The sequence below is a fragment of the Streptococcus sp. 20925_1_44 genome (genome assembly GCF_041432435.1).
Lineage (GTDB): Bacteria > Bacillota > Bacilli > Lactobacillales > Streptococcaceae > Streptococcus > Streptococcus infantis.
This window is the reverse complement of the sequence record NZ_JAPVZQ010000002.1, coordinates 191,037-215,283: the sequence shown is the minus strand read 5'-3', so window position 1 is coordinate 215,283 and position 24,247 is coordinate 191,037. Positions and strand designations below refer to the sequence as shown.

At 40.5% G+C, this 24,247-nt stretch carries 25 protein-coding genes; 22 read left to right on the top strand and 3 right to left on the bottom strand.

The genetic code is table 11. The features are described from left to right. Positions 1 to 43 precede the first annotated feature (43 nt). The 20 genes from O3643_RS03890 (at position 44) to dnaJ (ending at position 20,848) form a co-directional block, all read left to right on the top strand. Positions 44 to 700 (top strand): CHAP domain-containing protein, encoded by a 657-nt coding sequence (locus tag O3643_RS03890; RefSeq protein ID WP_371499981.1) that lies wholly within the window; start codon positions 44 to 46, stop codon positions 698 to 700. Between the two features lie 323 nt (positions 701 to 1,023). Then, a complete protein-coding gene (locus O3643_RS03885) occupies positions 1,024 to 2,685 on the top strand; it encodes a ribonuclease J (protein WP_371499979.1) in 1,662 nt (553 codons plus the stop codon). Positions 2,686 to 2,753: 68 nt separating this feature from the next. After that, positions 2,754 to 3,533: an alpha/beta hydrolase family protein gene (locus tag O3643_RS03880; protein WP_036754784.1), complete on the top strand. Its 780-nt coding sequence runs from the start codon at positions 2,754 to 2,756 to the stop codon at positions 3,531 to 3,533. A gap of 106 nt (positions 3,534 to 3,639) precedes the next feature. Beyond that, the gene (locus O3643_RS03875; RefSeq protein WP_371499977.1) at positions 3,640 to 4,341 is read left to right on the top strand and encodes a M57 family metalloprotease; all 702 of its coding nucleotides are present in this window, start codon (positions 3,640 to 3,642) and stop codon (positions 4,339 to 4,341) included. Between the two features lie 69 nt (positions 4,342 to 4,410). Beyond that, positions 4,411 to 6,237, top strand: coding sequence for an excinuclease ABC subunit UvrC (gene uvrC, locus O3643_RS03870; protein WP_371499975.1), 1,827 nt, complete (start codon positions 4,411 to 4,413; stop codon positions 6,235 to 6,237). Positions 6,238 to 6,305: 68 nt separating this feature from the next. Next, positions 6,306 to 7,256 carry a 16S rRNA (cytosine(1402)-N(4))-methyltransferase RsmH gene (gene rsmH / locus O3643_RS03865; RefSeq protein WP_371499973.1) on the top strand — a complete coding sequence of 317 codons (951 nt, stop codon included), beginning with the start codon at positions 6,306 to 6,308 and terminating at the stop codon, positions 7,254 to 7,256. Positions 7,257 to 7,265: 9 nt separating this feature from the next. Continuing rightward, positions 7,266 to 7,583: a cell division protein FtsL gene (ftsL, locus tag O3643_RS03860; RefSeq protein ID WP_024053600.1), complete on the top strand. Its 318-nt coding sequence runs from the start codon at positions 7,266 to 7,268 to the stop codon at positions 7,581 to 7,583. A 3-nt stretch (positions 7,584 to 7,586) separates the two neighbouring features. Further along, entirely contained in the window at positions 7,587 to 9,842 is a 2,256-nt protein-coding gene (pbp2X, locus tag O3643_RS03855) for a penicillin-binding protein PBP2X (protein ID WP_371499971.1), read from the top strand. Position 9,843: 1 nt separating this feature from the next. Beyond that, complete coding sequence (gene mraY, locus O3643_RS03850; RefSeq protein ID WP_371499969.1) at positions 9,844 to 10,824, top strand: phospho-N-acetylmuramoyl-pentapeptide-transferase; 981 nt, start codon at positions 9,844 to 9,846, stop codon at positions 10,822 to 10,824. Between the two features lie 131 nt (positions 10,825 to 10,955). Continuing rightward, positions 10,956 to 11,477 carry an aromatic acid exporter family protein gene (locus O3643_RS03845; protein WP_371500095.1) on the top strand — a complete coding sequence of 174 codons (522 nt, stop codon included), beginning with the start codon at positions 10,956 to 10,958 and terminating at the stop codon, positions 11,475 to 11,477. A gap of 82 nt (positions 11,478 to 11,559) precedes the next feature. Beyond that, positions 11,560 to 11,916 carry a MerR family transcriptional regulator gene (locus O3643_RS03840; protein WP_371499967.1) on the top strand — a complete coding sequence of 119 codons (357 nt, stop codon included), beginning with the start codon at positions 11,560 to 11,562 and terminating at the stop codon, positions 11,914 to 11,916. Between the two features lie 35 nt (positions 11,917 to 11,951). Continuing rightward, on the top strand, positions 11,952 to 13,298 hold the full coding sequence (gene glnA, locus O3643_RS03835; protein WP_004251784.1) for a type I glutamate--ammonia ligase: 1,347 nt from the start codon (positions 11,952 to 11,954) through the stop codon (positions 13,296 to 13,298). A gap of 120 nt (positions 13,299 to 13,418) precedes the next feature. Then, the gene (locus O3643_RS03830) at positions 13,419 to 13,739 is read left to right on the top strand and encodes a PadR family transcriptional regulator (protein WP_000423982.1); all 321 of its coding nucleotides are present in this window, start codon (positions 13,419 to 13,421) and stop codon (positions 13,737 to 13,739) included. Continuing rightward, on the top strand, positions 13,739 to 14,314 hold the full coding sequence (locus tag O3643_RS03825) for a DUF2812 domain-containing protein (protein WP_371499965.1): 576 nt from the start codon (positions 13,739 to 13,741) through the stop codon (positions 14,312 to 14,314). The genes O3643_RS03830 and O3643_RS03825 overlap by 1 nt, the downstream gene beginning before the upstream one ends. 21 nt (positions 14,315 to 14,335) lie before the next feature. Next, complete coding sequence (locus O3643_RS03820; protein ID WP_371499963.1) at positions 14,336 to 14,848, top strand: DUF2812 domain-containing protein; 513 nt, start codon at positions 14,336 to 14,338, stop codon at positions 14,846 to 14,848. Positions 14,849 to 15,011: 163 nt separating this feature from the next. After that, the gene (gene hrcA, locus O3643_RS03815) at positions 15,012 to 16,046 is read left to right on the top strand and encodes a heat-inducible transcriptional repressor HrcA (RefSeq protein ID WP_371499961.1); all 1,035 of its coding nucleotides are present in this window, start codon (positions 15,012 to 15,014) and stop codon (positions 16,044 to 16,046) included. Between the two features lie 26 nt (positions 16,047 to 16,072). Next, complete coding sequence (gene grpE / locus O3643_RS03810; RefSeq protein WP_247912803.1) at positions 16,073 to 16,588, top strand: nucleotide exchange factor GrpE; 516 nt, start codon at positions 16,073 to 16,075, stop codon at positions 16,586 to 16,588. Positions 16,589 to 16,827: 239 nt separating this feature from the next. Further along, entirely contained in the window at positions 16,828 to 18,651 is a 1,824-nt protein-coding gene (gene dnaK / locus O3643_RS03805; RefSeq protein ID WP_254724536.1) for a molecular chaperone DnaK, read from the top strand. A 228-nt stretch (positions 18,652 to 18,879) separates the two neighbouring features. Beyond that, positions 18,880 to 19,512 (top strand): DJ-1/PfpI family protein, encoded by a 633-nt coding sequence (locus O3643_RS03800; protein WP_371499959.1) that lies wholly within the window; start codon positions 18,880 to 18,882, stop codon positions 19,510 to 19,512. Positions 19,513 to 19,711: 199 nt separating this feature from the next. Further along, entirely contained in the window at positions 19,712 to 20,848 is a 1,137-nt protein-coding gene (gene dnaJ, locus O3643_RS03795; RefSeq protein WP_371499957.1) for a molecular chaperone DnaJ, read from the top strand. A 72-nt stretch (positions 20,849 to 20,920) separates the two neighbouring features. Here dnaJ and O3643_RS03790 read toward each other — a convergent pair whose 3' ends face one another. The 3 genes from O3643_RS03790 to O3643_RS03780 all read right to left on the bottom strand — a co-directional run bounded on the left by O3643_RS03790 (position 20,921) and on the right by O3643_RS03780 (position 22,364). Continuing rightward, the gene (locus O3643_RS03790) at positions 20,921 to 21,574 is read right to left on the bottom strand and encodes a hypothetical protein (protein ID WP_371499955.1); all 654 of its coding nucleotides are present in this window, start codon (positions 21,572 to 21,574) and stop codon (positions 20,921 to 20,923) included. Between the two features lie 82 nt (positions 21,575 to 21,656). Continuing rightward, positions 21,657 to 21,944: a hypothetical protein gene (locus O3643_RS03785; protein WP_371499953.1), complete on the bottom strand. Its 288-nt coding sequence runs from the start codon at positions 21,942 to 21,944 to the stop codon at positions 21,657 to 21,659. 9 nt (positions 21,945 to 21,953) lie between these two features. Then, a complete protein-coding gene (locus O3643_RS03780; RefSeq protein WP_006152183.1) occupies positions 21,954 to 22,364 on the bottom strand; it encodes an HIT family protein in 411 nt (136 codons plus the stop codon). A 67-nt stretch (positions 22,365 to 22,431) separates the two neighbouring features. Between O3643_RS03780 and O3643_RS03775 the strand changes: the two genes are divergently transcribed. Then, a complete protein-coding gene (locus O3643_RS03775) occupies positions 22,432 to 23,163 on the top strand; it encodes an ABC transporter ATP-binding protein (RefSeq protein WP_371499951.1) in 732 nt (243 codons plus the stop codon). Continuing rightward, on the top strand, positions 23,160 to 24,209 hold the full coding sequence (locus O3643_RS03770) for an ABC transporter permease (protein WP_371499949.1): 1,050 nt from the start codon (positions 23,160 to 23,162) through the stop codon (positions 24,207 to 24,209). The genes O3643_RS03775 and O3643_RS03770 overlap by 4 nt, the downstream gene beginning before the upstream one ends. Positions 24,210 to 24,247: the final 38 nt, after the last annotated feature.

The window sequence follows — 24,247 nt, the reverse complement described above, 5'->3', positions numbered from 1 at the left end:
AAAAAATTAAAAATAATCAATAAAATTTTAGGAGAAAATTATTATGAAAAAAACAGTTGCTAAACTGACTCTTGGTTTAACATCTACAGCTATTTTGGCGACAGTTGGAGCTCAAACTGTTAGTGCATCTTCTTACGTTGTCCAAGACGGAGATTCATTTTTTGGTATTGCTACTGCAAATAGCATGGATCCTTATGAGTTGGCAGCAAATAACGGGAAAAGCATTTTTGATATGATCCACCCAGGGGATGTGCTAGAAGTAAGCGGTCCAGCTCAGGCTACTTATTCATACGGTGCTCCGGCTTCTGATGCAACTAGTACTTTGAATCCTGCTTCAGATGATGATGTTGTCGTGAATACTCCGACAGACTATGGGAACTCATATCCTGTTGGTCAGTGTACATGGGGCGTAAAAGAATTGGCTCCTTGGGCTAGCAACTGGTGGGGAAATGCTAATACTTGGGCGATTTATGCTAGTGCTCAAGGTTATCGTGTAGGAGATGTTCCAGTAGTAGGTGCAATCGCCGTTTGGGACGGTGGTGAATATGGACACGTTGCTTATGTGACAGATGTACAAAGTGAAAATTCTATTCAGGTATTGGAAGCAAACTACAGACGTCAAAAACAAATTGCTAACTATCGTGGTTTCTTTAATCCACATGAATTTTTAGGTAAAGTTACTTACATTTATCCAAACTAAAGATGATTAAAAAGATTTAGAGCTTCTAAATCTTTTTTTATTTGTGAGTAAGCTCTTTATTACGATTTTTTGCCGATTAGCTGCTTGTGAAGTAAGTCCCTAGGTCCTTTGGCGGATAGCGATTTCGCAAAGAGAAAACAAAGCAAAGCGATTCGGTTATCAGTGGTGAATGTTCTCTAGTTGAAATCCTATCTTCATTTTGAAAATTAGTAAAAAAATGGTATAATGAGAGGAAAAGATTCGGATAAAAGTAAATTGGACTTTTACAAAAAGAGAGTTGTGAAGACTCTACAAACACGTTATAGTAATACTTCGGAGGGAAAATGACCAATATTAAATTAACAACTTTAGGCGGTGTTCGTGAAAACGGGAAAAACATGTACATCGCAGAAATTAACGATTCAATCTTTGTTTTAGATGCAGGTTTAAAATATCCTGAAAATGAGCAGTTGGGTGTCGATGTCGTTATTCCAAATATGGAATATCTGTTTGAAAATAGCGACCGTATTGCAGGTGTCTTTTTAACGCACGGACATGCGGATGCGATTGGAGCTCTTCCTTATCTTTTGTCAGAAGTGAAAGTTCCTGTTTTTGGTTCAGAGTTGACAATTGAGCTTGCTAAGCTTTTTGTTAAAGGAAATGATAGTGCTAAAAAATTCGATGACTTCCATGTTATTGATGAAAATACAGAAATCGACTTTGGCGGTACGGAGGTTTCCTTCTTCCGCACAACTCACTCTATCCCAGAGAGTCTGGGTGTCGTTTTGAAAACATCTGAAGGAAGTATCGTTTATACAGGGGACTTCAAATTTGACCAAACGGCTAGCGAATCATATGCGACTGACTTTGGTCGTTTAGCAGAAATTGGTCGCGAAGGAGTTTTAGCTCTTCTAAGCGACTCAGCAAACGCAGACAGTAATATTCAAGTAGCCAGCGAAAGTGAAGTTGGTGATGAAATTACGCAAACCATTTCTGACTGGGATGGACGTATCATTGTAGCTGCCGTTGCAAGTAACCTTTCTCGCATTCAGCAAGTCTTTGATGCTGCTGCAGAGACAGGACGTCGCGTTGTTTTGACTGGATTTGATATTGAAAATATCGTTCGTACAGCTATTCGCTTGAAAAAATTGTCATTGGCTAACGAAAGTCTCTTGATTAAACCCAAAGATATGTCTCGTTTTGAAGACCACGAGTTAATTATCCTGGAAACCGGTCGTATGGGTGAACCGATTAATGGACTCCGAAAAATGTCAATCGGTCGTCACCGCTATGTTGAAATCAAGGATGGAGACTTGGTTTATATCGTTACAACGCCATCAATCGCTAAAGAAGCTGTTATGGCACGTGTAGAAAATATGGTCTACCAAGCTGGTGGTGTCGTTAAACCGATTACTCAAAGTTTACGTGTATCAGGACATGGGAATGCGCGTGATCTTCAATTGATGATTAATCTTTTACAACCTCAGTATCTTTTCCCAATCCAAGGTGAATACCGTGAGTTGGACGCTCATGCCAAGGCTGCTATGGCAGTTGGGTTGTTGCCAGAACGCATTTTTATCCCGAAAAAAGGCACAACCATGTCTTATGAGCATGGAGACTTTGTTCCATCAGGTGCTGTTGCTGCAGGTGATGTCTTGATTGACGGAAATGCTATTGGGGATGTTGGCAATGTCGTTCTTCGTGATCGTAAGGTCTTGTCAGAAGATGGTATTTTCATTGTGGCTATTACTGTTAACCGTCGCGAGAAGAAAATCATTGCCAAAGCACGAGTGCATACACGTGGATTTGTCTATCTCAAGAAGAGTCGAGATATTCTGCGTGAAAGTTCAGAGTTGGTGAACCAAACAGTTGAAGACTATCTCCAAGGGGAGGACTTTGACTGGGCTGATCTTAAAGGTAAGGTTCGTGACAATTTGGCTAAATTCCTTTTTGAACAAACGAAACGTCGTCCAGCCATTTTACCAGTAGTCATGGAAGCAAAATAAAGATTAAATAGCAAGAGAGAAAGTCGAGTTTCGGCTTTTTCTTATCTGAAACGAATAAGGAGCAAGTTATGGCAGTAATGAAGATTGAGTATTACTCAGAAGTTTTAGGTATGGAGTGGGGAGTAAATGTACTCTATCCGGATGCATCTCGGGTGACAGAGCCAAACAGTAAAGATATTCCAGTTCTCTACCTACTTCACGGAATGTCAGGGAACCACAACAGCTGGCTCAAGCGGACCAATGTAGAACGCTTGCTACGAGGGACAAATCTGATTGTTGTCATGCCCAATACAAACAATGGTTGGTATACAGATACTCAGTATGGCTATAACTATTACACAGCTCTAGCAGAAGAATTGCCTAAGGTGCTCAAACGCTTCTTCCCCAATATGACCAACGAGCGAGATAAAACCTTCATTGCTGGTTTATCAATGGGTGGCTACGGTTCCTTTAAGTTAGCATTGTCAACTGACCGTTTTTCCCATGCAGCTAGCTTTTCTGGAGCGCTTAGCTTCGAGGAGTTTTCTCCTGAGAGTCAAGATTTAGGAACGCGTGCCTACTGGCGAGGTGTTTTTGGGAAAATTGACGACTGGGTGAATAGCCCTTACTCGCTTGAGACCCTTGCCAAAAAGTCAGACAAGGAGACCAAACTCTGGGTTTGGTGTGGCGAACAAGATTATCTCTATTCTGCCAATAATCTAGCAGTTAAAAATCTTAAGAAACTTGGTTTCGATGTGACCTATAGCCATAGTGCAGGAACCCATGAGTGGTATTATTGGGAAAAGCAATTGGAACGTTTTTTAACTACCTTGCCAATCGATTTTGTTTTGGAAGAACGCTTGTCTTAATTTTAGCTTTCTTTCAGTTTGTTTTAGTAGAATTAAGAATCTATCTTTAGAATGGGAATCCATGGCTTAAAGATGGGTTCTTATTTTTTTAGAAAGGTTGGCAATTATGGGCTGGATTATTCGTGTGTTATGTCGGTTTTTACTAGGGATTTTACGTATGTTTTGGCGCCTTGTATGGACGCTTATCTTCTTAATTCTCATCACTTTTGGGATTCTCTGGTATGTGACAGGTGATTTACCTGCTACTTTAAATCAAGTTAGCAAAGTGGTTCAAGTCGGCCAAGCAGGTTGGCAACAATGGCAAGAAACTGGTAAATTACAAGGTCTGTCTCAGACAGATCATCATCAGGCTTCAGGAGCGAAATGGTTAAAGGCGCAAGCAACTATCTATATTGATCCTCAAATGGATGCCACTTTCCAAAAGGCCTACCTTGAAGCTATTGCTAACTGGAACCAGACAGGGGCTTTTAACTTTGAGCTTGTAACCGAACCGGATCAGGCCAATATTTTCGCTACCGAAATGAATGATGGTTCGACAGCTGTAGCAGGTGAGGCGGAGAGTCAGACAAATCTCCTAACCAAACAATTCATTTCAGTGACCGTTCGCTTGAATCATTATTATTTATCCAATCCAAACTATGGTTATAGCTATGCTCGCATTTTGCATACAGCAGAGCATGAACTAGGTCATGCGATTGGTTTGGAGCACACCAATGAAGTTTCGGTTATGCAACCAGCAGGCTCCTATTATGGAATCCAAGCTCAAGATGTAAAAGAAGTTCAAGAACTGTATGATTCTGGGGAATAAGTGATTTTCTAAGGGAACTGGAGCTCTCTGATTTAAGCAATACAGGGGGCTTTTTGCTATAATGGAATTATGAATAACTTGATTAAATCAAAACTGGAGCTCTTGCCGACTAGCCCTGGTTGTTACATTCACAAAGATAAAAACGGCACTATCATTTATGTAGGAAAGGCTAAAAATCTGCGCAATCGGGTGCGGTCCTACTTCCGTGGGAGCCATGATACCAAGACAGAAGCCCTGGTGTCTGAGATTGTGGATTTTGAGTTTATTGTTACGGAGTCTAATATTGAGGCCCTTCTTTTAGAGATTAATCTCATCAAGGAAAACAAGCCCAAGTACAATATTATGCTCAAGGATGATAAGTCCTATCCTTTCATCAAAATCACCAATGATCGCTATCCTCGCTTGATTATCACCCGTCAGGTCAAAAAAGACGGAGGTCTCTATTTTGGTCCCTATCCGGATGTGGGGGCAGCCAATGAAATCAAACGGCTATTGGATCGGATTTTCCCTTTTCGCAAGTGTACCAATCCACCATCTAAGGTTTGTTTTTATTACCATATCGGCCAGTGTATGGCTCATACGGTTTGTCGAAAAGATGAAGCCTATTTTAAAGCTATGTCCCAAGAAGTCTCTGATTTTCTCAAGGGACAAGACGATAAAATCATTGATGAACTCAAGAGTAAGATGGCTTTGGCTGCCCAAAGTATGGAGTTTGAACGTGCAGCGGAATACCGTGATTTGATTCAGGCCATTGGCACCCTTCGTACTAAGCAACGAGTCATGGCAAAAGATCTTCAAAACCGTGATGTATTTGGTTACTACGTGGATAAGGGTTGGATGTGTGTTCAGGTTTTCTTTGTCCGTCAAGGTAAACTGATTGAACGCGATGTAAATCTCTTCCCTTACTACAATGATCCAGACGAGGATTTCCTGACCTATGTGGGGCAGTTTTACCAGGAGAAATCTCACCTGATCCCCAATGAAATCCTGATCCCTCAAGATATTGACGAAGAAGCTATCAAGGCTTTGGTAGATACAAAGGTTCTCAAGCCCCAACGTGGCGAGAAGAAACAACTTGTTAATCTGGCTATCAAAAATGCGCGTGTTAGTCTAGAACAGAAGTTTAATCTTCTGGAAAAGTCAGTCGAAAAGACTCAAGGAGCTATTGAAAATCTTGGGCGACTTCTACAAATTCCAACCCCAGTCCGTATCGAGTCTTTTGACAACTCTAATATTATGGGGACTAGTCCAGTCTCTGCTATGGTTGTTTTTGTTAACGGAAAACCGAGCAAGAAGGATTACCGTAAGTATAAAATCAAGACGGTGGTCGGGCCAGATGACTACGCAAGTATGCGAGAGGTTATTCGTAGACGTTATGGACGGGTCCAGCGTGACGGTTTGACACCGCCAGATCTAATTGTCATCGATGGTGGTCAGGGACAGGTTAACATTGCTAAGCAAGTTATCCAAGAGGAGCTGGGCTTAGACATTCCCATCGCAGGACTTCAAAAGAATGACAAGCACCAAACCCATGAATTGCTTTTTGGAGATCCGCTTGAGGTGGTAGAGTTGTCTCGCAATTCTCAGGAATTTTTCCTCTTGCAACGCATTCAGGATGAGGTACACCGCTTTGCCATTACATTCCACCGTCAACTCCGTTCGAAAAATTCCTTCTCTTCTCAATTGGATGGAATTGACGGCTTAGGCCCCAAACGCAAGCAGAATTTGATGAAATATTTCAAATCTCTGACAAAAATCAAGGAAGCCAGTGTGGACGAGATTGTTGCAGTTGGTATACCAAGAGCAGTGGCAGAGGCAGTTCATCAACACTTAAATCTAGAAGTAGACTCAGCGCTAGCTCAAGTAGCTGAGAAACCTCTTGAATACAAGGAATAAAGTAGCAATGGAATGTTTTGGCTTTAGTGGGTGCAAGCTAGTCGGATTTGTGGTAAAATAGATAAGATATGACAAAAGAATTTCATCATGTAACGGTCATGCTCCATGAGACCATTGATATGCTAGATGTAAAACCTGATGGTATTTACGTTGATGCGACCTTGGGAGGAGCAGGACACAGCGAATATTTATTAAGTAAGTTAAGCGAGAAAGGGCATCTCTATGCCTTTGACCAAGACCAGAATGCCATTGATAATGCGCAAAAACGTTTGGCACCCTATATCGAAAAGGGAATGGTCACCTTCATCAAGGATAATTTCCGTCATTTGAAGAATCGCTTACATGACTTAGGTGTGACTGAAATTGATGGAATTTGTTATGATTTAGGTGTGTCAAGCCCGCAGTTGGATCAGCGTGAACGTGGTTTTTCCTATAAGAAGGATGCACCGCTGGATATGCGCATGAATCAGGAAGCTAGTTTGACCGCTTATGAAGTCGTTAATCACTACGACTACCATGATTTGGTAAGAATCTTTTTCAAATATGGTGAGGACAAGTTTTCCAAACAGATTGCTCGAAAAATTGAACAGGCGCGTGAACAGAAACCGATTGAGACCACGACGGAATTGGCAGAGATTATTAAATCTGCCAAACCGGCAAAGGAGCTCAAGAAAAAAGGCCACCCAGCCAAACAAATTTTCCAAGCTATCCGTATAGAGGTCAATGATGAACTGGGTGCTGCAGATGAATCAATCCAGCAAGCTATGGATATGCTGGCTCTAGATGGCAGAATATCAGTGATTACCTTCCATTCGCTGGAGGACCGCTTGACCAAACAGTTATTTAAGGAAGCTTCCACAGTTGAAGTCCCTAAAGGTTTGCCTTTCATCCCAGACGATCTCAAGCCCAAAATGGAATTGGTATCTCGAAAACCGATTTTACCAAGCAAGGAAGAATTGGAAGCCAATAATCGTTCCCACTCGGCCAAGCTTCGAGTGGCAAGAAAAATTCACAAGTAAGAGGAAATAATGGCAGAAAACAGAGGAACAACGAGCCAATTGCTACAAGCTCGTATAAAAAAATTTTCACGTGTTGAAAAGGCCTTTTACTTTTCAATTGCCATCACAGCACTTGTCTTAGCAATCAGTGTAGTCTATATGCAGACTCAACTTTTGCAGGTTCAGAGTGATTTGACAACAGTCAATTCACAAATTGAGGAAAAAAAGACAGAGCTGGATGATGCGAAACAAGAAGTTAATGAATTGATCCGATCAGAACGTTTGACCGGAATTGCAGACTCACAAGACTTGCAATTAAATAATGAAAATATCCGATCGGCGGAGTAGTAAATGAAAAACTGGAAAGAACGAATCATACGCTTTGCCATTAAAAATCGCAAATCTCCAACAGAAAACCGCAGACTAGTGGGAAAGAATTTGAGCCTTCTGGCCGTCTTTCTCTTTGCTGTTTTTTTGGTTAACTTTGCGGTAATTATTGGTACAGGCTCAAAATTTGGTGTTGACCTAGTTAAGGAAGCAAGCAGGGTCCACCAAACAACTCGGACAGTTCCTGCAAAACGAGGAACTATCTATGACCGTAATGGTACACCAATCGCTGAGGATGCAACATCCTACAACATTTATGCGATTATCGATAAGGAATATAAATCTGCAAATGGGAAAATTCTCTATGTAGAGGAGTCTCAGTATAGCAAGGTTGCAGAAGTCTTCCATAAATATCTAGATATGGATGAGTCCTACGTCAAGGAACAACTTTCTCAACCTAATCTTAAGCAAGTTTCCTTTGGTGTAAAGGGGAATGGTATTACCTATGCCAATATGATGTCCATAAAAAAGGATTTGGAAACAGCTAAGGTTGAGGGAGTTGATTTTACAACTAGCCCAAATCGAAGCTATCCTAATGGTAAATTTGCTTCATCTTTCATCGGACTAGCGCAGTTGCATGAAAATGAAGATGGTTCAAAGAGTCTCATTGGGACATCTGGTGTCGAGAGTTCCTTGAATAGCTTGTTAGCGGGAACAGATGGTATCATTACCTATGAAAAAGACCGCTTAGGAAATATTGTTCCAGGTACGGAGCAAGTTACCCGACAGACTGTAAACGGGAAAGACGTCTATACGACCCTATCTAGTCCTTTACAATCTTTCATGGAAAGTCAAATGGATGCCTTCCAAGAAAAAGTCAAGGGTAAATATATGACTGCGACCTTGGTTAGTGCCAAGACAGGAGAGATTCTCGCTACAACTCAAAGACCAACCTTTGATGCTGATACCAAAGAAGGGATTACAGAGGACTTTGTCTGGCGTGATATCCTTTACCAAAGTAACTATGAACCAGGTTCAACCATGAAGGTGATTACTTTAGCTTCAGCAATTGACAATAATACCTTCCCTGGAGGAGAATATTTCAACAGTAGCGAATTGAAGGTAGCTGATGCCACTATCAAGGACTGGGACGTTAACGAAGGTTTGACAAGCGGTGGAATGATGACCTTCTCGCAAGGTTTTGCTCACTCTAGTAACATCGGTATGACTCTCCTTGAGCAAAAGATGGGGGACACTACTTGGCTAGATTACCTCAATCGTTTCAAATTTGGAGTGCCGACTCGTTTTGGTATGAGTGATGAGTATGCTGGGCAATTACCTGAGGACAATATCGTTAATATTGCCATGAGTTCCTTTGGTCAAGGTATTTCCGTTACACAAACTCAGATGCTTCGTGCCTTTACTGCGATAGCTAATGATGGGATTATGTTGGAGCCTAAGTTTATCAGTGCGCTCTATGATCCAAATGATCAAACGGTTCGTAAATCACAAAAAGAAGTCGTGGGAAATCCAGTCTCTAAAGAAGCAGCTAGCTTGACTCGAGATCACATGGTCATGGTTGGTACGGATCCTACCTATGGTACGATGTACAACCACAGTACAGGTAAGGGAACAGTCAATGTTCCTGGCTATAATGTAGCCTTGAAATCAGGGACCGCTCAGATTGCAGATGAGAAAAATGGAGGATACCTCCGAGGGGAAACAAACTATATTTTCTCTGTAGTCTCTATGCACCCAGCAGAAAATCCCGATTTCATCCTCTATGTAACAGTTCAACAACCTCAGCATTATTCTGGGATTCAGTTGGGTGAGTTCGCTAACCCTATCTTGGAGCGTGCTTCTGCGATGAAAGAATCTCTCAATCTTCAATCAACTGCTAAAAGTCTGGATCAGGTTACAACTACGACTAACTATGCTATGCCTTCAACAAAAGACTATAGCCCTGGAGATTTGGCAGAAGAACTACGACGTAACCTTGTTCAACCAATCGTTATCGGTTCAGGAACGAAAATCAAAGAAAGTTCAGCGGCAGAAGGAACCAATCTAGACGCAAATGAGCAGATTTTACTCCTTTCTGATAAGGTAGAAGAGATGCCTGATTTGTATGGTTGGTCTAAGAAGAATGTCGAAACTTTTGCAAAATGGCTGGATATCGAAGTAGAATTTGAAGGTACAGGAGAAACTGTAAAAAAACAAAGTGTTCGTACCAATACAGCTTTAAAAAATATACAGAAAATAAAAATAACTTTAGGAGATTAGAATGCTAGTTTCTATCTTTCCTGGAATCTTTACTTTTGTTCTTACAGTGGTAGGAATTCCAGCTTTTATCCGTTTTTACCGTAAAGCACAGATTACTGGTCAACAGATGCATGAGGATGTTAAACAACACCAGGCAAAAGCTGGGACGCCGACAATGGGAGGAATTGTCTTCCTCGTAACAAGCGTTTTAGTTAGTTTAGTTCTTGCACTTTTGACTAATCAACTAACCAACAATGTTGGAATGATCCTCTTTATTCTCGTTTTGTATGGTTTGGTTGGCTTCTTAGATGATTTCCTCAAGGTTTTTCGTAAAATCAATGAAGGGCTCAATCCTAAACAAAAGCTCTTGCTTCAATTAGTAGGAGGAGTTATCTTCTATCTCTTTTATGAAAGAGGAGGGGATGTCTTAAATGTATTTGGTTATCCATTGCACTTAGGTGTTCTTTACATTTTCTTTGCTCTCTTCTGGTTGGTTGGTTTTTCAAATGCTGTTAACTTGACTGACGGAATTGATGGCTTGGCAAGTATCTCAGTAGTGATTAGCCTATCTGCCTATGGAGTCATTGCTTATGTACAAAACCAATTGGATATTCTCCTAGTGATTCTTGCCATGATTGGTGGTCTTCTTGGTTTCTTTGTCTTTAACCATAAGCCTGCTAAAGTTTTTATGGGAGATGTCGGAAGTCTTGCTCTTGGAGGGATGTTGGCCGCTATTTCTATGGCACTGCACCAAGAATGGACGCTACTCCTGATTGGTATAGTGTATGTTTTTGAAACAACATCTGTTATGATGCAAGTTACCTACTTTAAGTTGACTGGCGGAAAACGTATCTTCCGGATGACACCAGTTCATCACCATTTTGAGTTGGGTGGATTTTCTGGTAAAGGTCAAGCCTGGAGTGAGTGGAAGGTCGATTTCTTCTTCTGGGGAGTGGGCTTGCTTGCTAGTCTCGTCACCTTGGCTTTCATGTATTTATTCTAAAATAGAATATTGGACTATAAAAGAGAAGGATTTATACCCTTCTCTTTTTAGTTCCTATTTTCTTCAATTGAGGAATCCTTTTCTCAAAAAAGTAAAATTATGATAAAATGGAAAAAAAGAAAGATGAAATGATGAGTTATTTTAAAAAGTATAGATTTGATAAAAGCAAGTTTAAATTAGGGATGCGCACCTTTAAAACAGGGATCGCTGTTTTTTTGGTCCTCATGATTTTTGGTTTTTTTGGATGGAAGGGACTTCAGATTGGAGCTCTTACAGCCGTTTTTAGCTTGAGAGAAGACTTTGATAAGAGTGTCCACTTTGGGACATCACGTATTTTAGGGAATAGTATCGGTGGTTTTTATGCGCTGATGTTCTTTCTCTTGAACAACTTTTTTCATGGAGCCTTTTGGGTAACTCTCCTTGTGGTTCCGATATGTACCATGTTAACCATCATGACAAATGTTGCTATGAACAATAAGTCAGGAGTTATTGGGGGAGTTGCAGCTATGCTGATTATTACCCTATCAATTCCGAGCGGAGAGACTGTTTTGTACGTGTTTGCTCGAGTTTTTGAGACTTTTATGGGAGTTTTTGTAGCAATTCTAGTCAATTATGATATTGATCGCTTGCGGAGTCTCATACAGAAAAAATAAAATAATGTCATAAGATATGACATTAACAATTGACGATTGATTTTTTTTAGACTATAATAGACAGAAAGAAGAGGAAGTGCACATGAAGGAAAAAGAATTTCGTCGCAATATGGCAGTTTTCCCTATTGGTAGTGTTATGAAGCTGACCGATCTTTCGGCGCGTCAAATTCGTTATTATGAAGATCAGGAGTTGATAAAACCTGATCGAAACGAAGGTAATCGCCGGATGTATTCTTTAAATGACATGGATCGGTTGCTTGAGATTAAGGATTATATCTCTGAAGGTCTGAACATTGCTGCTATCAAGAAAAAATATGCCGAACGTGAGGCGAGAGCCAAGAAACCAGTTAGTCAAACTGAGGTGCGTCGGGCCCTTCGGAATGAAGTTCTTCAACAAAGTCGCTTTGCTTCTCAACAATCGCCTTTTGGTCGCGGTTAGGCAACCGCTAGTCGTCATATATAAGGAGAAAAACCATGCCAATCACAGCTGCAGATATTCGTCGTGAAGTTAAGGAAAAAAATGTAACCTTTATCCGTCTCATGTTTTCAGACATTTTGGGAACAATGAAAAACGTCGAAATTCCTGCTACAGATGAACAACTAGACAAGGTCTTGTCAAACAAGGCTATGTTTGATGGATCTTCTATTGAAGGGTTTGTTCGTATCAATGAATCAGATATGTACTTGTACCCTGACCTGGACACATGGACTGTCTTCCCTTGGGGAGATGAGAACGGTAGTGTCGCAGGATTGATCTGTGATGTCTATACAACAGAAGGAGAGCCATTTGCTGGAGATCCTCGAAGCAATCTTAAACGAGCTCTTCATCACATGGAGAAAGTTGGATTCAAATCTTTCAACCTTGGTCCGGAACCAGAATTCTTCCTATTTAAGCTTGATGAAAATGGAGACCCAACTCTTGAGGTGAATGACAAGGGTGGTTACTTTGATTTGGCGCCTACAGACCTTGCGGATAATACCCGTCGTGAGATTGTAAATGTCTTGACTAAAATGGGATTTGAAGTCGAGGCTAGTCACCACGAAGTTGCCGTAGGTCAACATGAGATTGACTTTAAGTATGATGAAGTTCTTCGTGCTTGTGATAAGATTCAAATCTTTAAACTTGTTGTAAAGACAATTGCGCGTAAACATGGTTTGTATGCAACCTTTATGGCTAAACCTAAATTTGGTATCGCTGGTTCAGGAATGCACTGCAATATGTCCTTGTTTGATGATGAAGGGAACAACGCCTTCTTTGATCCAAATGATCCAAAAGGAATGCAATTGTCAGAAACAGCCTATCATTTCCTTGGTGGTTTGATCAAGCACGCTTACAATTACACAGCTATCATGAACCCGACAGTTAACTCATACAAACGTTTGGTTCCAGGCTACGAAGCGCCGGTTTACATCGCTTGGGCTGGTCGTAACCGTTCACCGCTTGTCCGCGTTCCAGCTACACGTGGTATGGGAACTCGACTTGAATTGCGCTCAGTAGACCCAATGGCAAATCCATATATCGCAATGGCTGTTCTTTTGGAAGTTGGTTTGCACGGTATTGAAAACAAAATCGAAGCACCAGCGCCAATCGAAGAAAATATCTATATCATGACTGCAGAAGAGCGTAAAGAGGCTGGCATCACAGACCTTCCATCAACTCTTCACAACGCTTTGAAGGCCATGACAGAAGACGAAGTGGTAAAAGCAGCTCTAGGTGAACACATCTACACTAGCTTCCTTGAAGCCAAACGAATTGAATGGGCAAGTTATGCAACCTTCGTTTCACAATGGGAAATTGATAACTACCTAGATCTATACTAATGATAAATCAGAAAGATTGTCCGTGAGGACGATCTTTTTTTTCTTGCATTTTATATCGAGGTGTGATATATTTTATATAACGAGGTGCGATATATCGAACTAAATAGGAGGTCTGATTAAATGGAATTAACAGATAAGATTAGGCGTGTCTACCTTCCCATGACTGAAACGGGTTTTTATATTCTATTCTGTTTGCAAAAGGAGAACCATGGCTATGGTATTACGCAAAAGGTTAAAGAGATGACAGATTCGCAAGTTTCGATTAGTCCTGGAACTATGTATGGAACCCTATCGAAGATGGAAAAGGATGGTTTGGTTTCCTTTGTCCGAGAAGAGGAAAAACGTAAAATCTATCAGATAACAGACTTGGGTCGAAAAGTTTTAGAGATTGAGTTGAAACGTATTGAGCGACTCTATAGAAACAGTCGGGAGGAACTTTGATGGAAAAGAAAGTTGTTTATAGAATTGCTACCATTGCGGATTATGATAGAGAGGCTCTCTATCTCGGAGAAATGCATGCTCAGGGCTGGAAACTTAAGGAAGTAAGTTATTCTAACTTAGTAGTTGCAGTTAAGTATACTTTTGAAAAGTGCCAACCGGAGCAGGTGGTTTATCAGTTGGACTTTTATCCTATGAAAAAGTCAGAGAGAGCTTCCTATTTACAACTGTTTAAAGATTTTGGCTGGGAGCATATTACAAACTTTAATGGGTTTTCCTATTTTAGAAAGCTTTATTCTGGAGTTGAGTCGGATGCCGAGTTTGAAATTTATAATGACGCGGCTGGGAAATTAGCAATGGTCAAGAAGATTTTAACAATGCGGATGCTTCCTATTTTGATTCTCTTTTCAGCGTTACTACCGGTTTTCTCAAAGTTGCTCAGTGGAAGAGGTTATTTCAGTTGGGGAATGTTTTTGATTGTTATCATAGACTGTACTTTATTGATAGTTTGCGCGATTCAGATTTCTTATATTTTTTGGAGATTGTTTCAAAAGTGGAGAGAATTATCTGATAAATAAAACCATTTTGGAGGTTAGATAATGAATAGCAAAGTACAATTTCGAATGTTTACCATTTTTGATTTGGATAAGGTAGAAGATTATTTGCATGAGATGCATTTGAAAGGTTGGAAATTTAAATCGAATCGTTTTGGCTTTTTCTATTTTGAACAATGCCGACCAGATGATATAGTTTACCGTGTGTGGAATACTAGCTACCTTAGAAAAAATGAGGTAGATTTACAAAGTATTAAGAATAGAGGATGGGAATTTGTGGAAAATTGTTTTTATACTGTTTTTAGAAAAGCAACTTGTGATGTAGATTCAAATGATCAATCTTTCATGGACGATCGTCTTCGATGGGCTGATGTGAAATCTAGACTTCGTACATCTATAGTTTCTATCTCTGGCGGTCTAGTTATTTGTATGAGCTTGTTTCGCGAAAGTCTCTCTCAATCTTTCTTCCTTATTTTTGCCCTTTATGCCCTCATGATTTCTTACCTAATCTATAGTTTTTATAGACTTAAAAAGAAATATCTTGAGAATGTAAGATGATTTTCTAGGTCCTCAGACCGATTTTTAGCACTCTTGACAAAAGAGTGCTAATTTTTTGAGTTTTTGTCTTGACATTCTTTTCTAAGGGTGTATAATAGAATCATAAGTTAGCACTTGGATACGTCGAGTGCTAAAAAAAGATCTATCAGAGAGGAGTGACGAGATGGTTACGGAGCGTCAGCAGAATATTTTAAATCTGATTATTGACATCTTTACCAAAACGCACGAACCTGTTGGATCCAAAGCCTTGCAAGAGTCTATCAACTCTAGTAGTGCTACCATTCGAAATGATATGGCAGCTCTAGAAAAGCAAGGTTTGCTTGAAAAGGCTCATACTTCCAGTGGTCGGATGCCGAGTGTGGCTGGTTTTCAATACTATGTCAAACACTCCCTATCCTTTGACCGTTTAGCTGAAAATCAAGTTTATGAGATTGTAAAAGCCTTTGATCAAGAATTCTTCAAACTTGAGGATATTCTTCAAGAGGCAACGAAAATCTTGTCAGACTTGAGTGGTTGTACGGTTGTAGCACTGGATGTGGAACCAAGTAGGCAGAAGCTAACAGCTTTTGATATTGTTGTCCTCGGGCAACATACAGCTCTGGCAGTTTTTACGCTTGATGAGTCTAGAACAGTTACCAGTCAGTTTTTGATTCCGAGAAATTTCTTGCAGGAGGATTTAAATCGCCTCAAGACCATGATTCAAGAACGTTTCCTGGATCAGACTGTTTTGGATATTCACTACAAGATTCGGACAGAGATTCCGCAAATTATCCAACGTTACTTCACAACAACGGATAACGTTATGGATCTTGTTGAGCATATCTTCAAAAAAATGTTCAATGAAAATATCGTGGTTTCTGGCAAAGTCAATCTTTTGAATTTCGCTAATTTAGGGGCCTATCAATTTTTTGATCAGCCACAAAAGGTAGCTTTGGAAATTCGAGAGAATCTGATTGGCGACCAGATGCAAAGTGTCCGAGTTGCGGATAGCCAAGAATCTTGTCTTGCTGACTTAGCAGTAATTAGCAGTAAGTTTCTGATTCCCTATCGTGGGTTTGGAATTCTGGCGATTATAGGTCCGGTAAATCTGGATTATCAACAATTGGTCAATCAACTCAATGTTGTCAATCGAGTTCTAACCATGAAGTTGACTGATTTTTACCGCTATCTTAGCAGTAATCACTATGAAGTGAATTAAGATTGAAATCATTAAAGGAGGCGAAAATGGCCCAAGATATAAAAAATGAAGAAGTAAAAGAAGAGGAAGTTGTTGAACCAGTAGAAGAAACAACTCCTGAGAAGTCGGAATTGGACTTGGCTAATGAACGTGCCGAGGAGTTTGAAAACAAATATCTTCGTGCCCACGCAGAAATGCAAAACATTCAGCGTCGTGCCAATGAAGAGCGCCAACTCTTGCAACGTTATCGTAGCCAAGATTTAGCAAAAGCAATCTTGCCATCGCTTGATAACCTTGAACGAGCTCTTGCTGTTGAAGGTTTGACAGATGATGTCAAAAAAGGACTAGAAATGGTCCAAGAAAGCTTGATTCACGCTCTGAAAGAAGAAGGAATTGAAGAAATTCCAGCGGACGGTGAATTTGACCATAACTACCATATGGCTATTCAAACAGTTCCAGCTGATGATGAGCATCCAGCAGACACCATTGCACAAGTCTTCCAAAAAGGCTACAAACTCCATGACCGCATCCTAAGACCGGCTATGGTGGTCGTATATAACTAGGCTAGAGAACTTAAAAACCTTGTCCGAAACGACAGAAAACTATGAAAGAAAGATAAGAAGCAAGCCGGAGGCTTGCAAGGAAGATATTTCCCGCCGTGGTGAAACAGGGGATTTTTGAGACAATAGGCTCAAAAATAAGTGATGAAATCCCGAAGGGAGTTGCTCACGTCCCCACCACTTAAGGGAAGTATCAAAAAGAAAAATAGAAAATAGAATATAAAATTTAAGGAGAAAAACACATGTCTAAAATTATCGGTATTGACTTAGGTACAACAAACTCAGCAGTTGCAGTTCTTGAAGGAACTGAATCAAAAATCATCGCAAACCCAGAAGGAAATCGTACAACTCCATCTGTAGTTTCTTTCAAAAACGGTGAAATCATCGTTGGTGACGCTGCAAAACGCCAAGCAGTCACAAACCCAGATACAGTTATCTCTATCAAATCTAAGATGGGAACTTCTGAAAAAGTTTCTGCTAACGGGAAAGAATACACTCCACAAGAAATTTCAGCTATGATCCTTCAATACTTGAAAGGTTACGCTGAAGAATACCTTGGTGAAAAAGTAACCAAAGCTGTTATTACAGTTCCTGCTTACTTCAACGATGCACAACGTCAAGCAACTAAAGACGCTGGTAAAATCGCTGGCCTTGAAGTAGAACGTATCGTCAACGAACCAACTGCAGCAGCTCTTGCTTACGGTTTGGATAAGACTGACAAAGAAGAAAAAATCTTGGTATTCGACCTTGGTGGTGGTACATTCGACGTATCTATCCTTGAATTGGGTGATGGTGTCTTTGACGTATTGGCAACTGCAGGGGATAACAAACTCGGTGGTGACGACTTTGACCAAAAAATTATCGACCACTTGGTAGCAGAATTCAAGAAAGAAAATGGTATCGACTTGTCAAACGACAAGATGGCTCTTCAACGTTTGAAAGATGCAGCAGAAAAAGCTAAGAAAGATCTTTCTGGAGTGACTTCAACTCAAATCAGCTTGCCATTTATCACTGCTGGTGAGGCTGGACCTCTTCACTTGGAAATGACCTTGACTCGTGCTAAATTCGACGATTTGACTCGTGATCTTGTAGAACGTACTAAAACTCCAGTTCGCCAAGCCCTTTCAGATGCAGGTTTGAGCTTGTCAGAAATCGACGAAGTCATCCTTGTTGGTGGTTCAACTCGTATCCCTGCCGTTGTTGAAGCTGTTAAAGCTGAAACTGGTAAAGAACCAAACAAATCAGTTAACCCTGATGAAGTAGTTGCTATGGGTGCTGCAATCCAAGGTGGTGTCATCACTGGTGATGTCAAAGACGTTGTCCTTCTTGACGTAACACCATTGTCACTTGGTATCGAAACAATGGGTGGTGTCTTCACAAAACTCATCGACCGCAACACTACTATTCCAACATCTAAATCACAAGTCTTCTCAACTGCAGCAGACAACCAACCAGCCGTTGATATCCACGTTCTTCAAGGGGAACGCCCAATGGCAGCAGACAACAAGACTCTTGGACGCTTCCAATTGACTGATATCCCAGCTGCACCTCGTGGTATCCCTCAAATCGAAGTAACATTCGACATCGACAAGAACGGTATCGTATCTGTTAAAGCCAAAGATCTTGGAACTCAAAAAGAACAAACAATTGTTATCCAATCAAACTCAGGTTTGACAGACGAAGAAATCGATCGCATGATGAAAGATGCAGAAGCAAACGCTGAAGCAGATAAGAAACGTAAAGAAGAAGTTGACCTTCGTAACGAAGTAGACCAAGCTATCTTTGCGACTGAAAAGACAATCAAAGAAACTGAAGGCAAAGGATTCGATGCAGAACGTGATGCTGCACAAGCTGCCCTTGATGATCTTAAGAAAGCTCAAGAAGACAACAACTTGGACGAAATGAAAGCAAAACTTGAAGCATTGAACGAAAAAGCTCAAGGACTTGCTGTTAAACTCTACGAACAAGCCGCAGCAGCGCAACAAGCTCAAGCAGGAGCAGAAGGCGCACAAGCAACAGGAAACGCAGGCGATGACGTCGTAGACGGAGAGTTTACTGAAAAGTAAGATGTTGAGGCGTTAAGAAAACGAAAGAAAAATAGGAAGCCATCGCCTTGTGCGATGCACAAAAGATGGCTTATCTTTTTTCCGAAGTTTTTAGCCGAAACTCAATTCAGCCTTACTAGTTCAAAAACAAAGTATAATCGACTTTGTTTTAGAATGTCGTAATGATAAGAAGAAATCCAGAGGTTGCAACCCAGCCTCTGTTTTTCGGTAAAATAGAGGATGTTGCGTATGAAAAAAGTACTTTGCTTGATTTATCCTAATTTTTCTCTTTATGAGATAACTGCTTTAACGAGTACTTTAGCTCTGTCTTTTGACATCACGATTGATTATGTAGCTTCTGAGCATTCGATGGTGGTCTCTGAGGATGGTTTGCTCTGTCAACCGACGAAAACATTGGATAAAATCAGTATAGAAGAGTATTCTTGTGTGATTTTGCCAGGAATGGTAAATATAGGGCCTGCTCTACAGGATGAGAAATTGATTTCGTTTTTGAGGGACCTTGGTGAGCAAGATATCCTAATTGTAGCCATTTCTTCAGCTCCACTTTTATTGGCGAAAGCAGGTCTGTTGAAGGACACGAAATTTACAGGTGGAATTTGGCAAAATTTCTTTGACTATTTTGAATTTCTGCCACGTGAAAATTTCCAACCTAAACTGGTTGTGCAAGATAAACAAATCATTACGGCTATCGGTTTTGCCCATCAAGAGTTTGCAAGAAAAGTGATTCTAAGGTTAGGCTTGGCAGCTGATACGGACAACTATTTTAAAGAACAAAACGAGTATGCAGAAGAGGATTTGATATTTACTCTATCAGATGAAGAGTTTGATCAAGTGAAGAAGAGTATAGAAAACAGCCTCTAAAGTTTTACATGAAAATTATAGAAAGGAACAAAGAGCGTTCGGGGAATTGAACTCGAGCTCTTAAGTTTCTTACTCAATATGAAAGAAAGGAACTGAACCCGACCTAAATTCTCGGAAAAAAGATAAATCTGTCTAGGAGCATCGCTCCTGCGTCAGATTTCCTATTTTTCAGTCGAATTTTACGGTCTTGGTATCTAAAATGAACAATACTGAATTTTATGACCGTTTGGGCGTTTCAAAGAATGCATCTCAAGATGAGATCAAGAAAGCCTATCGGAAATTATCTAAAAAATATCACCCAGATATCAATAAAGAACCTGGTGCCGAAGAAAAGTACAAGGAAGTTCAAGAAGCTTATGAGACCTTAAGTGATGAACAGAAACGTGCTGCTTATGACCAATATGGTGCGGCTGGAGCCAACGGCGGCTTTGGTGGTGCAGGCGGTTTCGGTGGCTTCGATGGTGCAGGCGGTTTTGGTGGATTTGAAGATATCTTCTCAAGTTTTTTCGGCGGAGGCGGTTCTTCTCGCAATCCAAACGCTCCTCGTCAAGGTGATGACCTCCAGTATCGCGTCAATTTGACTTTTGAAGAAGCCATCTTTGGTACTGAAAAAGAAGTCAAATACAATCGTGAATCAAGCTGTCGTACTTGTAATGGTTCAGGTGCTAAGCCGGGCACTAGTCCGGTTACTTGTGGACGCTGTCACGGTTCTGGTGTTATCAACGTCGATACTCAAACACCGCTTGGTATGATGCGTCGCCAAGTAACCTGTGATGTCTGTCATGGTCGCGGAAAAGAAATCAAAGATCCATGTACAACATGTCATGGAACAGGTCATGAAAAACAAGCCCACAGTGTCCATGTGAAAATTCCAGCAGGTGTCGAAACTGGTCAACAAATTCGTCTAGCTGGTCAAGGGGAGGCAGGCTTTAACGGAGGCCCTTATGGTGACTTGTATGTCGTTGTTAATGTTGAGCCGAGCAACAAATTTGAACGTGAAGGAACAACTATTTTCTACAAGTTAAACCTCAATATCGTCCAAGCAACTCTTGGTGATACTGTCGATATCCCAACCGTTCACGGTGATGTTGAATTGGTGATTCCAGAGGGAACTCAAACCGGTAAACGATTCCGTCTACGTGGTAAGGGAGCACCGAGCCTTCGTGGTGGTGCTGTTGGTGACCAATACGTCACTGTTAATGTCGTTACGCCTACAGGCTTGAACGATCGCCAAAAAGCAGCCTTGAAAGAATTCGCAGCTGCAGGTGACTTGAAAGTCAATCCAAAGAAAAAAGGCTTCTTTGACCACATAAAAGATGCCTTTGAGGGTGAATAAAACAAAAAAGAGCCATAAGGCTCTTTTTTTGTTTGTAGTTAGTATCGGAGAAAAGATTCTCTGACTGATCTGCTATTGATATTTTTGAATGAGCAAGCCGGCTTTATCCATGTCCTGGATGAGTTGCTTGAGTTCTGCTTCCTTACCAGGTTTAACGGTGACGGTATCAATGCGCTTAATCGCCGAATTGTCCTGGATATCCACCAAGGTCAAAGCTTTTTCATAAAATGCGATCCCCTTTTTCATGCTTTCCGAATCATTCAAAGTTAGAATTGTGTAAGAAGAATGTGATTTCTTTCCGTTTTCTCGGAAATACTTCTCGCCTTCCTCCTCTAAAAATTGGGATAAACCATGATTGAATAAGTTGTCTTCTACTGAATAGTAGGAAATATCTCCTGTGTTTAAGACATAGACTTTGAGTCGGTTTTTAGTGAGATTAGGGCTTTCTTTAAGGACAGGGTGGCTATTGATGACCTCGTCTGAGAAAGTCACATAAAAATCTAATCCTCCCCCCTCGTATTGATAGTGTCCATTTGATTCTACTTTTTCTGGAGGTAGGTCAAGGGAAATAAAGATTTGTTTTAAGGTTTTATTTCCTTCTCGAATGTCACTTGATGAGGCCTTGAAAAGATTGGCCACAAGTAGAAATGCTAGGGCGACAAGAAGACAGAGGCCACCAGAAATAATCAGAACCACTCGCATCAGAACTTTTAAAAATTGTTTCATTTTCATTCCCTCCCTTTTCTGTTCGAATCTAGTAACCCAAGATGGATTTAAGGGGATATAAGGAAAGTTGGATGCTTTCTTTTTAGTTTTCTTCAGTTTCTTGTAGTTCTTTTATGACAGCAAGTCTTGCTTGGAGGTCTTTCTCTAAGACTTTAAATTTGTAAGTGAGGTCTTCTTGATACTCCTTGATGACTTCTTTTTGTTGATTGATAATTTGTAAGCTATTTTGGATAACATCTAAATCACCTTTGATTGCTTCAACGCGATCAGTTGTATCTAAAACTTCTTCAGTGATAACTTCACGATTTTTAACGAGGAGGTAAGATCCGACTGCTGATCCAGCAAAAAGTAGTAAATTTGATAGTTTCATAGGAACTCCTTAAGCGTTTTTGATCGTTTCAGCGACTTGGGCAAGTTTGTCAAAGTCAGGTTCATGGGCAACAAAGTCAATTTTTAGGTCATCCTCGGCACCATAACGAGGAACGAGGTGGACATGGGTATGGAAAACGGTTTGTCCAGCTACCTCTTCGCAGTTGGCGATGATATTCATGCCTTCAGCTTGGGTAGCTTTCATAACCTTTTGAGAAATGACTGGAACCTTAGCAAAGAGTTGGCTAGCGCTCGCAGCATCCATTTCTAAAAGATTACGATGGTGTTCTTTGGGTACGACCAAGGTATGACCAGGTGTTACTTGAGAAATATCAAGAAAGGCAAGGACTTGCTCATCCTCATAAACCTTGGCTGCAGGGATTTCTCCTGCGATAATCTTACAAAAAATACAATCTGACATAAAAACCACCTCTAGTGTATTGAATTTTGATATAATATAGCTACATTATACCAGATTCGGAGAAAATATGTTAGAAATTAAAAACCTGACAGGAGGCTATGTTCATGTCCCTGTCTTGAAAGATGTGTCCTTTGCAGTTGAGAGTGGACAGTTGGTCGGTTTGATAGGTTTGAATGGTGCGGGGAAATCTACGACTATCAATGAGATTATTGGTCTTTTGACGCCATATAGTGGGGAGATTAAGATTGACGGATTGACTCTAGGAGAGGATGCTTCGAGCTATCGCAAGAAAATTGGTTATATCCCTGAAACTCCTAGCTTGTATGAAGAATTGACTCTCAGAGAACATATTGAGACAGTTGCTATGGCCTATGGCATCGAGCAAAATCTAGCTTTTGAACGTGTAGAGCCGCTTTTAAAAATGTTCCGTTTGGATCAAAAATTGGATTGGTTTCCAGTGCATTTTTCCAAAGGGATGAAGCAAAAGGTTATGATAATCTGTGCCTTTGTCGTGGATCCTAGTCTCTTTATCGTAGACGAACCTTTCCTTGGTCTTGATCCTTTGGCGATTTCAGATTTGATTCAACTTCTAGAAGCGGAAAAGAAAAAAGGAAAGTCTATCCTTATGAGTACCCACGTTCTTGATTCTGCTGAAAAGATGTGTGACTCTTTTGTCATTCTTCACAAAGGTCAAGTAAGAGCAAAAGGAAATCTCCAACAACTCCGAGAAGCCTTTGATATGCCAGAAGCAAGCCTCAATGATATCTATTTGGCTCTGACCAAAGAGGAGGGGCTATGAAGGACTTGTTTTTAAAACGAAAGCAGGAATTTCGCAAGGAATGCTTGGGCTATCTCCGTTATGTGCTCAATGATCATTTTGTCTTATTTTTGTTGGTGTTGTTAGGGTTTTTGTCCTACCAGTACAACCAGTTGCTCCAACACTTTCCTGAGAATCATTTCCCAATCCTAATTTTGATTGGGATGATATCTATTTTACTTTTGCTTTGGGGTGGTATTGCGACCTATCTTGAAGCGCCTGACAAACTATTTCTTTTAGTTGCTGAAGAAGAAGTGAGAGAACACATCCAGAAGCAAAGTCTGATTTCTTTCATCTTTTGGGTCAGTGTACAGACTCTCTTTTTGCTCCTTTTTGCGCCTTTATTCTTAGCCATGGGTCTTGGTTTGCCGATTTTTGGAGTCTATCTCCTTGTCTTGGGGATAGCAAAATACGTAATTTTTCGCCAAAAGTCTAGCAACTTTTTCCTTGGAAATGGACTTGACTGGGATTATGTCATTGCACAAGAAAGTAAACGTAAGCAGTTCTTGCTTCGATTCTTTGCCCTCTTTACACAGGTCAAGGGGATTTCAAATAGTGTTAAGCGCCGAGCTTATCTGGACTTTATCCTCAAGGGAGTTCAGAAAGTACCAGGGAAAATCTGGCAGAACCTTTATCTCCGCTCCTATCTGAGAAATGGAGATTTATTCGCCCTTAGTCTGCGACTCATAATCCTATCTTTGACTGCTCTTATCTTCATTGAGCAATCTTGGATTGCAGTCGCAATTGTAATTTTATTCAATTATCTTTTGTTATTCCAGCTTCTATCCCTCTATCATGCCTTTGGCTATCAATATTTGACGCAATTATTCCCAGTAGGTAAGGGGCAAAAAGAGAAAGGTTTGAAGGAAATTTTGAGAGCGATTGGAATATTTGTCTTAATCTTGGAAAGTCTCATAGGATTGCTTATTTTTAAGGACAAAATTCTTGTTCTAGCACTTGTGGGAGCAAGTCTTGTCTTGCAATTTCTTTATTTGCCATATCAACTGAGAAGATTGGTTGACGAATAGCATAAAAATTAGTAGAATAATAAGGAAACTTTATTCGG

What these genes read in the sequence shown, in the direction of transcription:
- O3643_RS03890 (WP_371499981.1), top strand. Translation starts at nt 44, where the DNA reads ATGAAAAAAACAGTTGCTAAACTGACTCTTGGTTTAACATCTACAGCT.
- O3643_RS03885 (WP_371499979.1), top strand. Translation starts at nt 1,024, where the DNA reads ATGACCAATATTAAATTAACAACTTTAGGCGGTGTTCGTGAAAACGGG.
- O3643_RS03880 (WP_036754784.1), top strand. Translation starts at nt 2,754, where the DNA reads ATGGCAGTAATGAAGATTGAGTATTACTCAGAAGTTTTAGGTATGGAG.
- O3643_RS03875 (WP_371499977.1), top strand. Translation starts at nt 3,640, where the DNA reads ATGGGCTGGATTATTCGTGTGTTATGTCGGTTTTTACTAGGGATTTTA.
- uvrC (WP_371499975.1), top strand. Translation starts at nt 4,411, where the DNA reads ATGAATAACTTGATTAAATCAAAACTGGAGCTCTTGCCGACTAGCCCT.
- rsmH (WP_371499973.1), top strand. Translation starts at nt 6,306, where the DNA reads ATGACAAAAGAATTTCATCATGTAACGGTCATGCTCCATGAGACCATT.
- ftsL (WP_024053600.1), top strand. Translation starts at nt 7,266, where the DNA reads ATGGCAGAAAACAGAGGAACAACGAGCCAATTGCTACAAGCTCGTATA.
- pbp2X (WP_371499971.1), top strand. Translation starts at nt 7,587, where the DNA reads ATGAAAAACTGGAAAGAACGAATCATACGCTTTGCCATTAAAAATCGC.
- mraY (WP_371499969.1), top strand. Translation starts at nt 9,844, where the DNA reads ATGCTAGTTTCTATCTTTCCTGGAATCTTTACTTTTGTTCTTACAGTG.
- O3643_RS03845 (WP_371500095.1), top strand. Translation starts at nt 10,956, where the DNA reads ATGAGTTATTTTAAAAAGTATAGATTTGATAAAAGCAAGTTTAAATTA.
- O3643_RS03840 (WP_371499967.1), top strand. Translation starts at nt 11,560, where the DNA reads ATGAAGGAAAAAGAATTTCGTCGCAATATGGCAGTTTTCCCTATTGGT.
- glnA (WP_004251784.1), top strand. Translation starts at nt 11,952, where the DNA reads ATGCCAATCACAGCTGCAGATATTCGTCGTGAAGTTAAGGAAAAAAAT.
- O3643_RS03830 (WP_000423982.1), top strand. Translation starts at nt 13,419, where the DNA reads ATGGAATTAACAGATAAGATTAGGCGTGTCTACCTTCCCATGACTGAA.
- O3643_RS03825 (WP_371499965.1), top strand. Translation starts at nt 13,739, where the DNA reads ATGGAAAAGAAAGTTGTTTATAGAATTGCTACCATTGCGGATTATGAT.
- O3643_RS03820 (WP_371499963.1), top strand. Translation starts at nt 14,336, where the DNA reads ATGAATAGCAAAGTACAATTTCGAATGTTTACCATTTTTGATTTGGAT.
- hrcA (WP_371499961.1), top strand. Translation starts at nt 15,012, where the DNA reads ATGGTTACGGAGCGTCAGCAGAATATTTTAAATCTGATTATTGACATC.
- grpE (WP_247912803.1), top strand. Translation starts at nt 16,073, where the DNA reads ATGGCCCAAGATATAAAAAATGAAGAAGTAAAAGAAGAGGAAGTTGTT.
- dnaK (WP_254724536.1), top strand. Translation starts at nt 16,828, where the DNA reads ATGTCTAAAATTATCGGTATTGACTTAGGTACAACAAACTCAGCAGTT.
- O3643_RS03800 (WP_371499959.1), top strand. Translation starts at nt 18,880, where the DNA reads ATGAAAAAAGTACTTTGCTTGATTTATCCTAATTTTTCTCTTTATGAG.
- dnaJ (WP_371499957.1), top strand. Translation starts at nt 19,712, where the DNA reads ATGAACAATACTGAATTTTATGACCGTTTGGGCGTTTCAAAGAATGCA.
- O3643_RS03790 (WP_371499955.1), bottom strand. Translation starts at nt 21,574, where the DNA reads ATGAAACAATTTTTAAAAGTTCTGATGCGAGTGGTTCTGATTATTTCT.
- O3643_RS03785 (WP_371499953.1), bottom strand. Translation starts at nt 21,944, where the DNA reads ATGAAACTATCAAATTTACTACTTTTTGCTGGATCAGCAGTCGGATCT.
- O3643_RS03780 (WP_006152183.1), bottom strand. Translation starts at nt 22,364, where the DNA reads ATGTCAGATTGTATTTTTTGTAAGATTATCGCAGGAGAAATCCCTGCA.
- O3643_RS03775 (WP_371499951.1), top strand. Translation starts at nt 22,432, where the DNA reads ATGTTAGAAATTAAAAACCTGACAGGAGGCTATGTTCATGTCCCTGTC.
- O3643_RS03770 (WP_371499949.1), top strand. Translation starts at nt 23,160, where the DNA reads ATGAAGGACTTGTTTTTAAAACGAAAGCAGGAATTTCGCAAGGAATGC.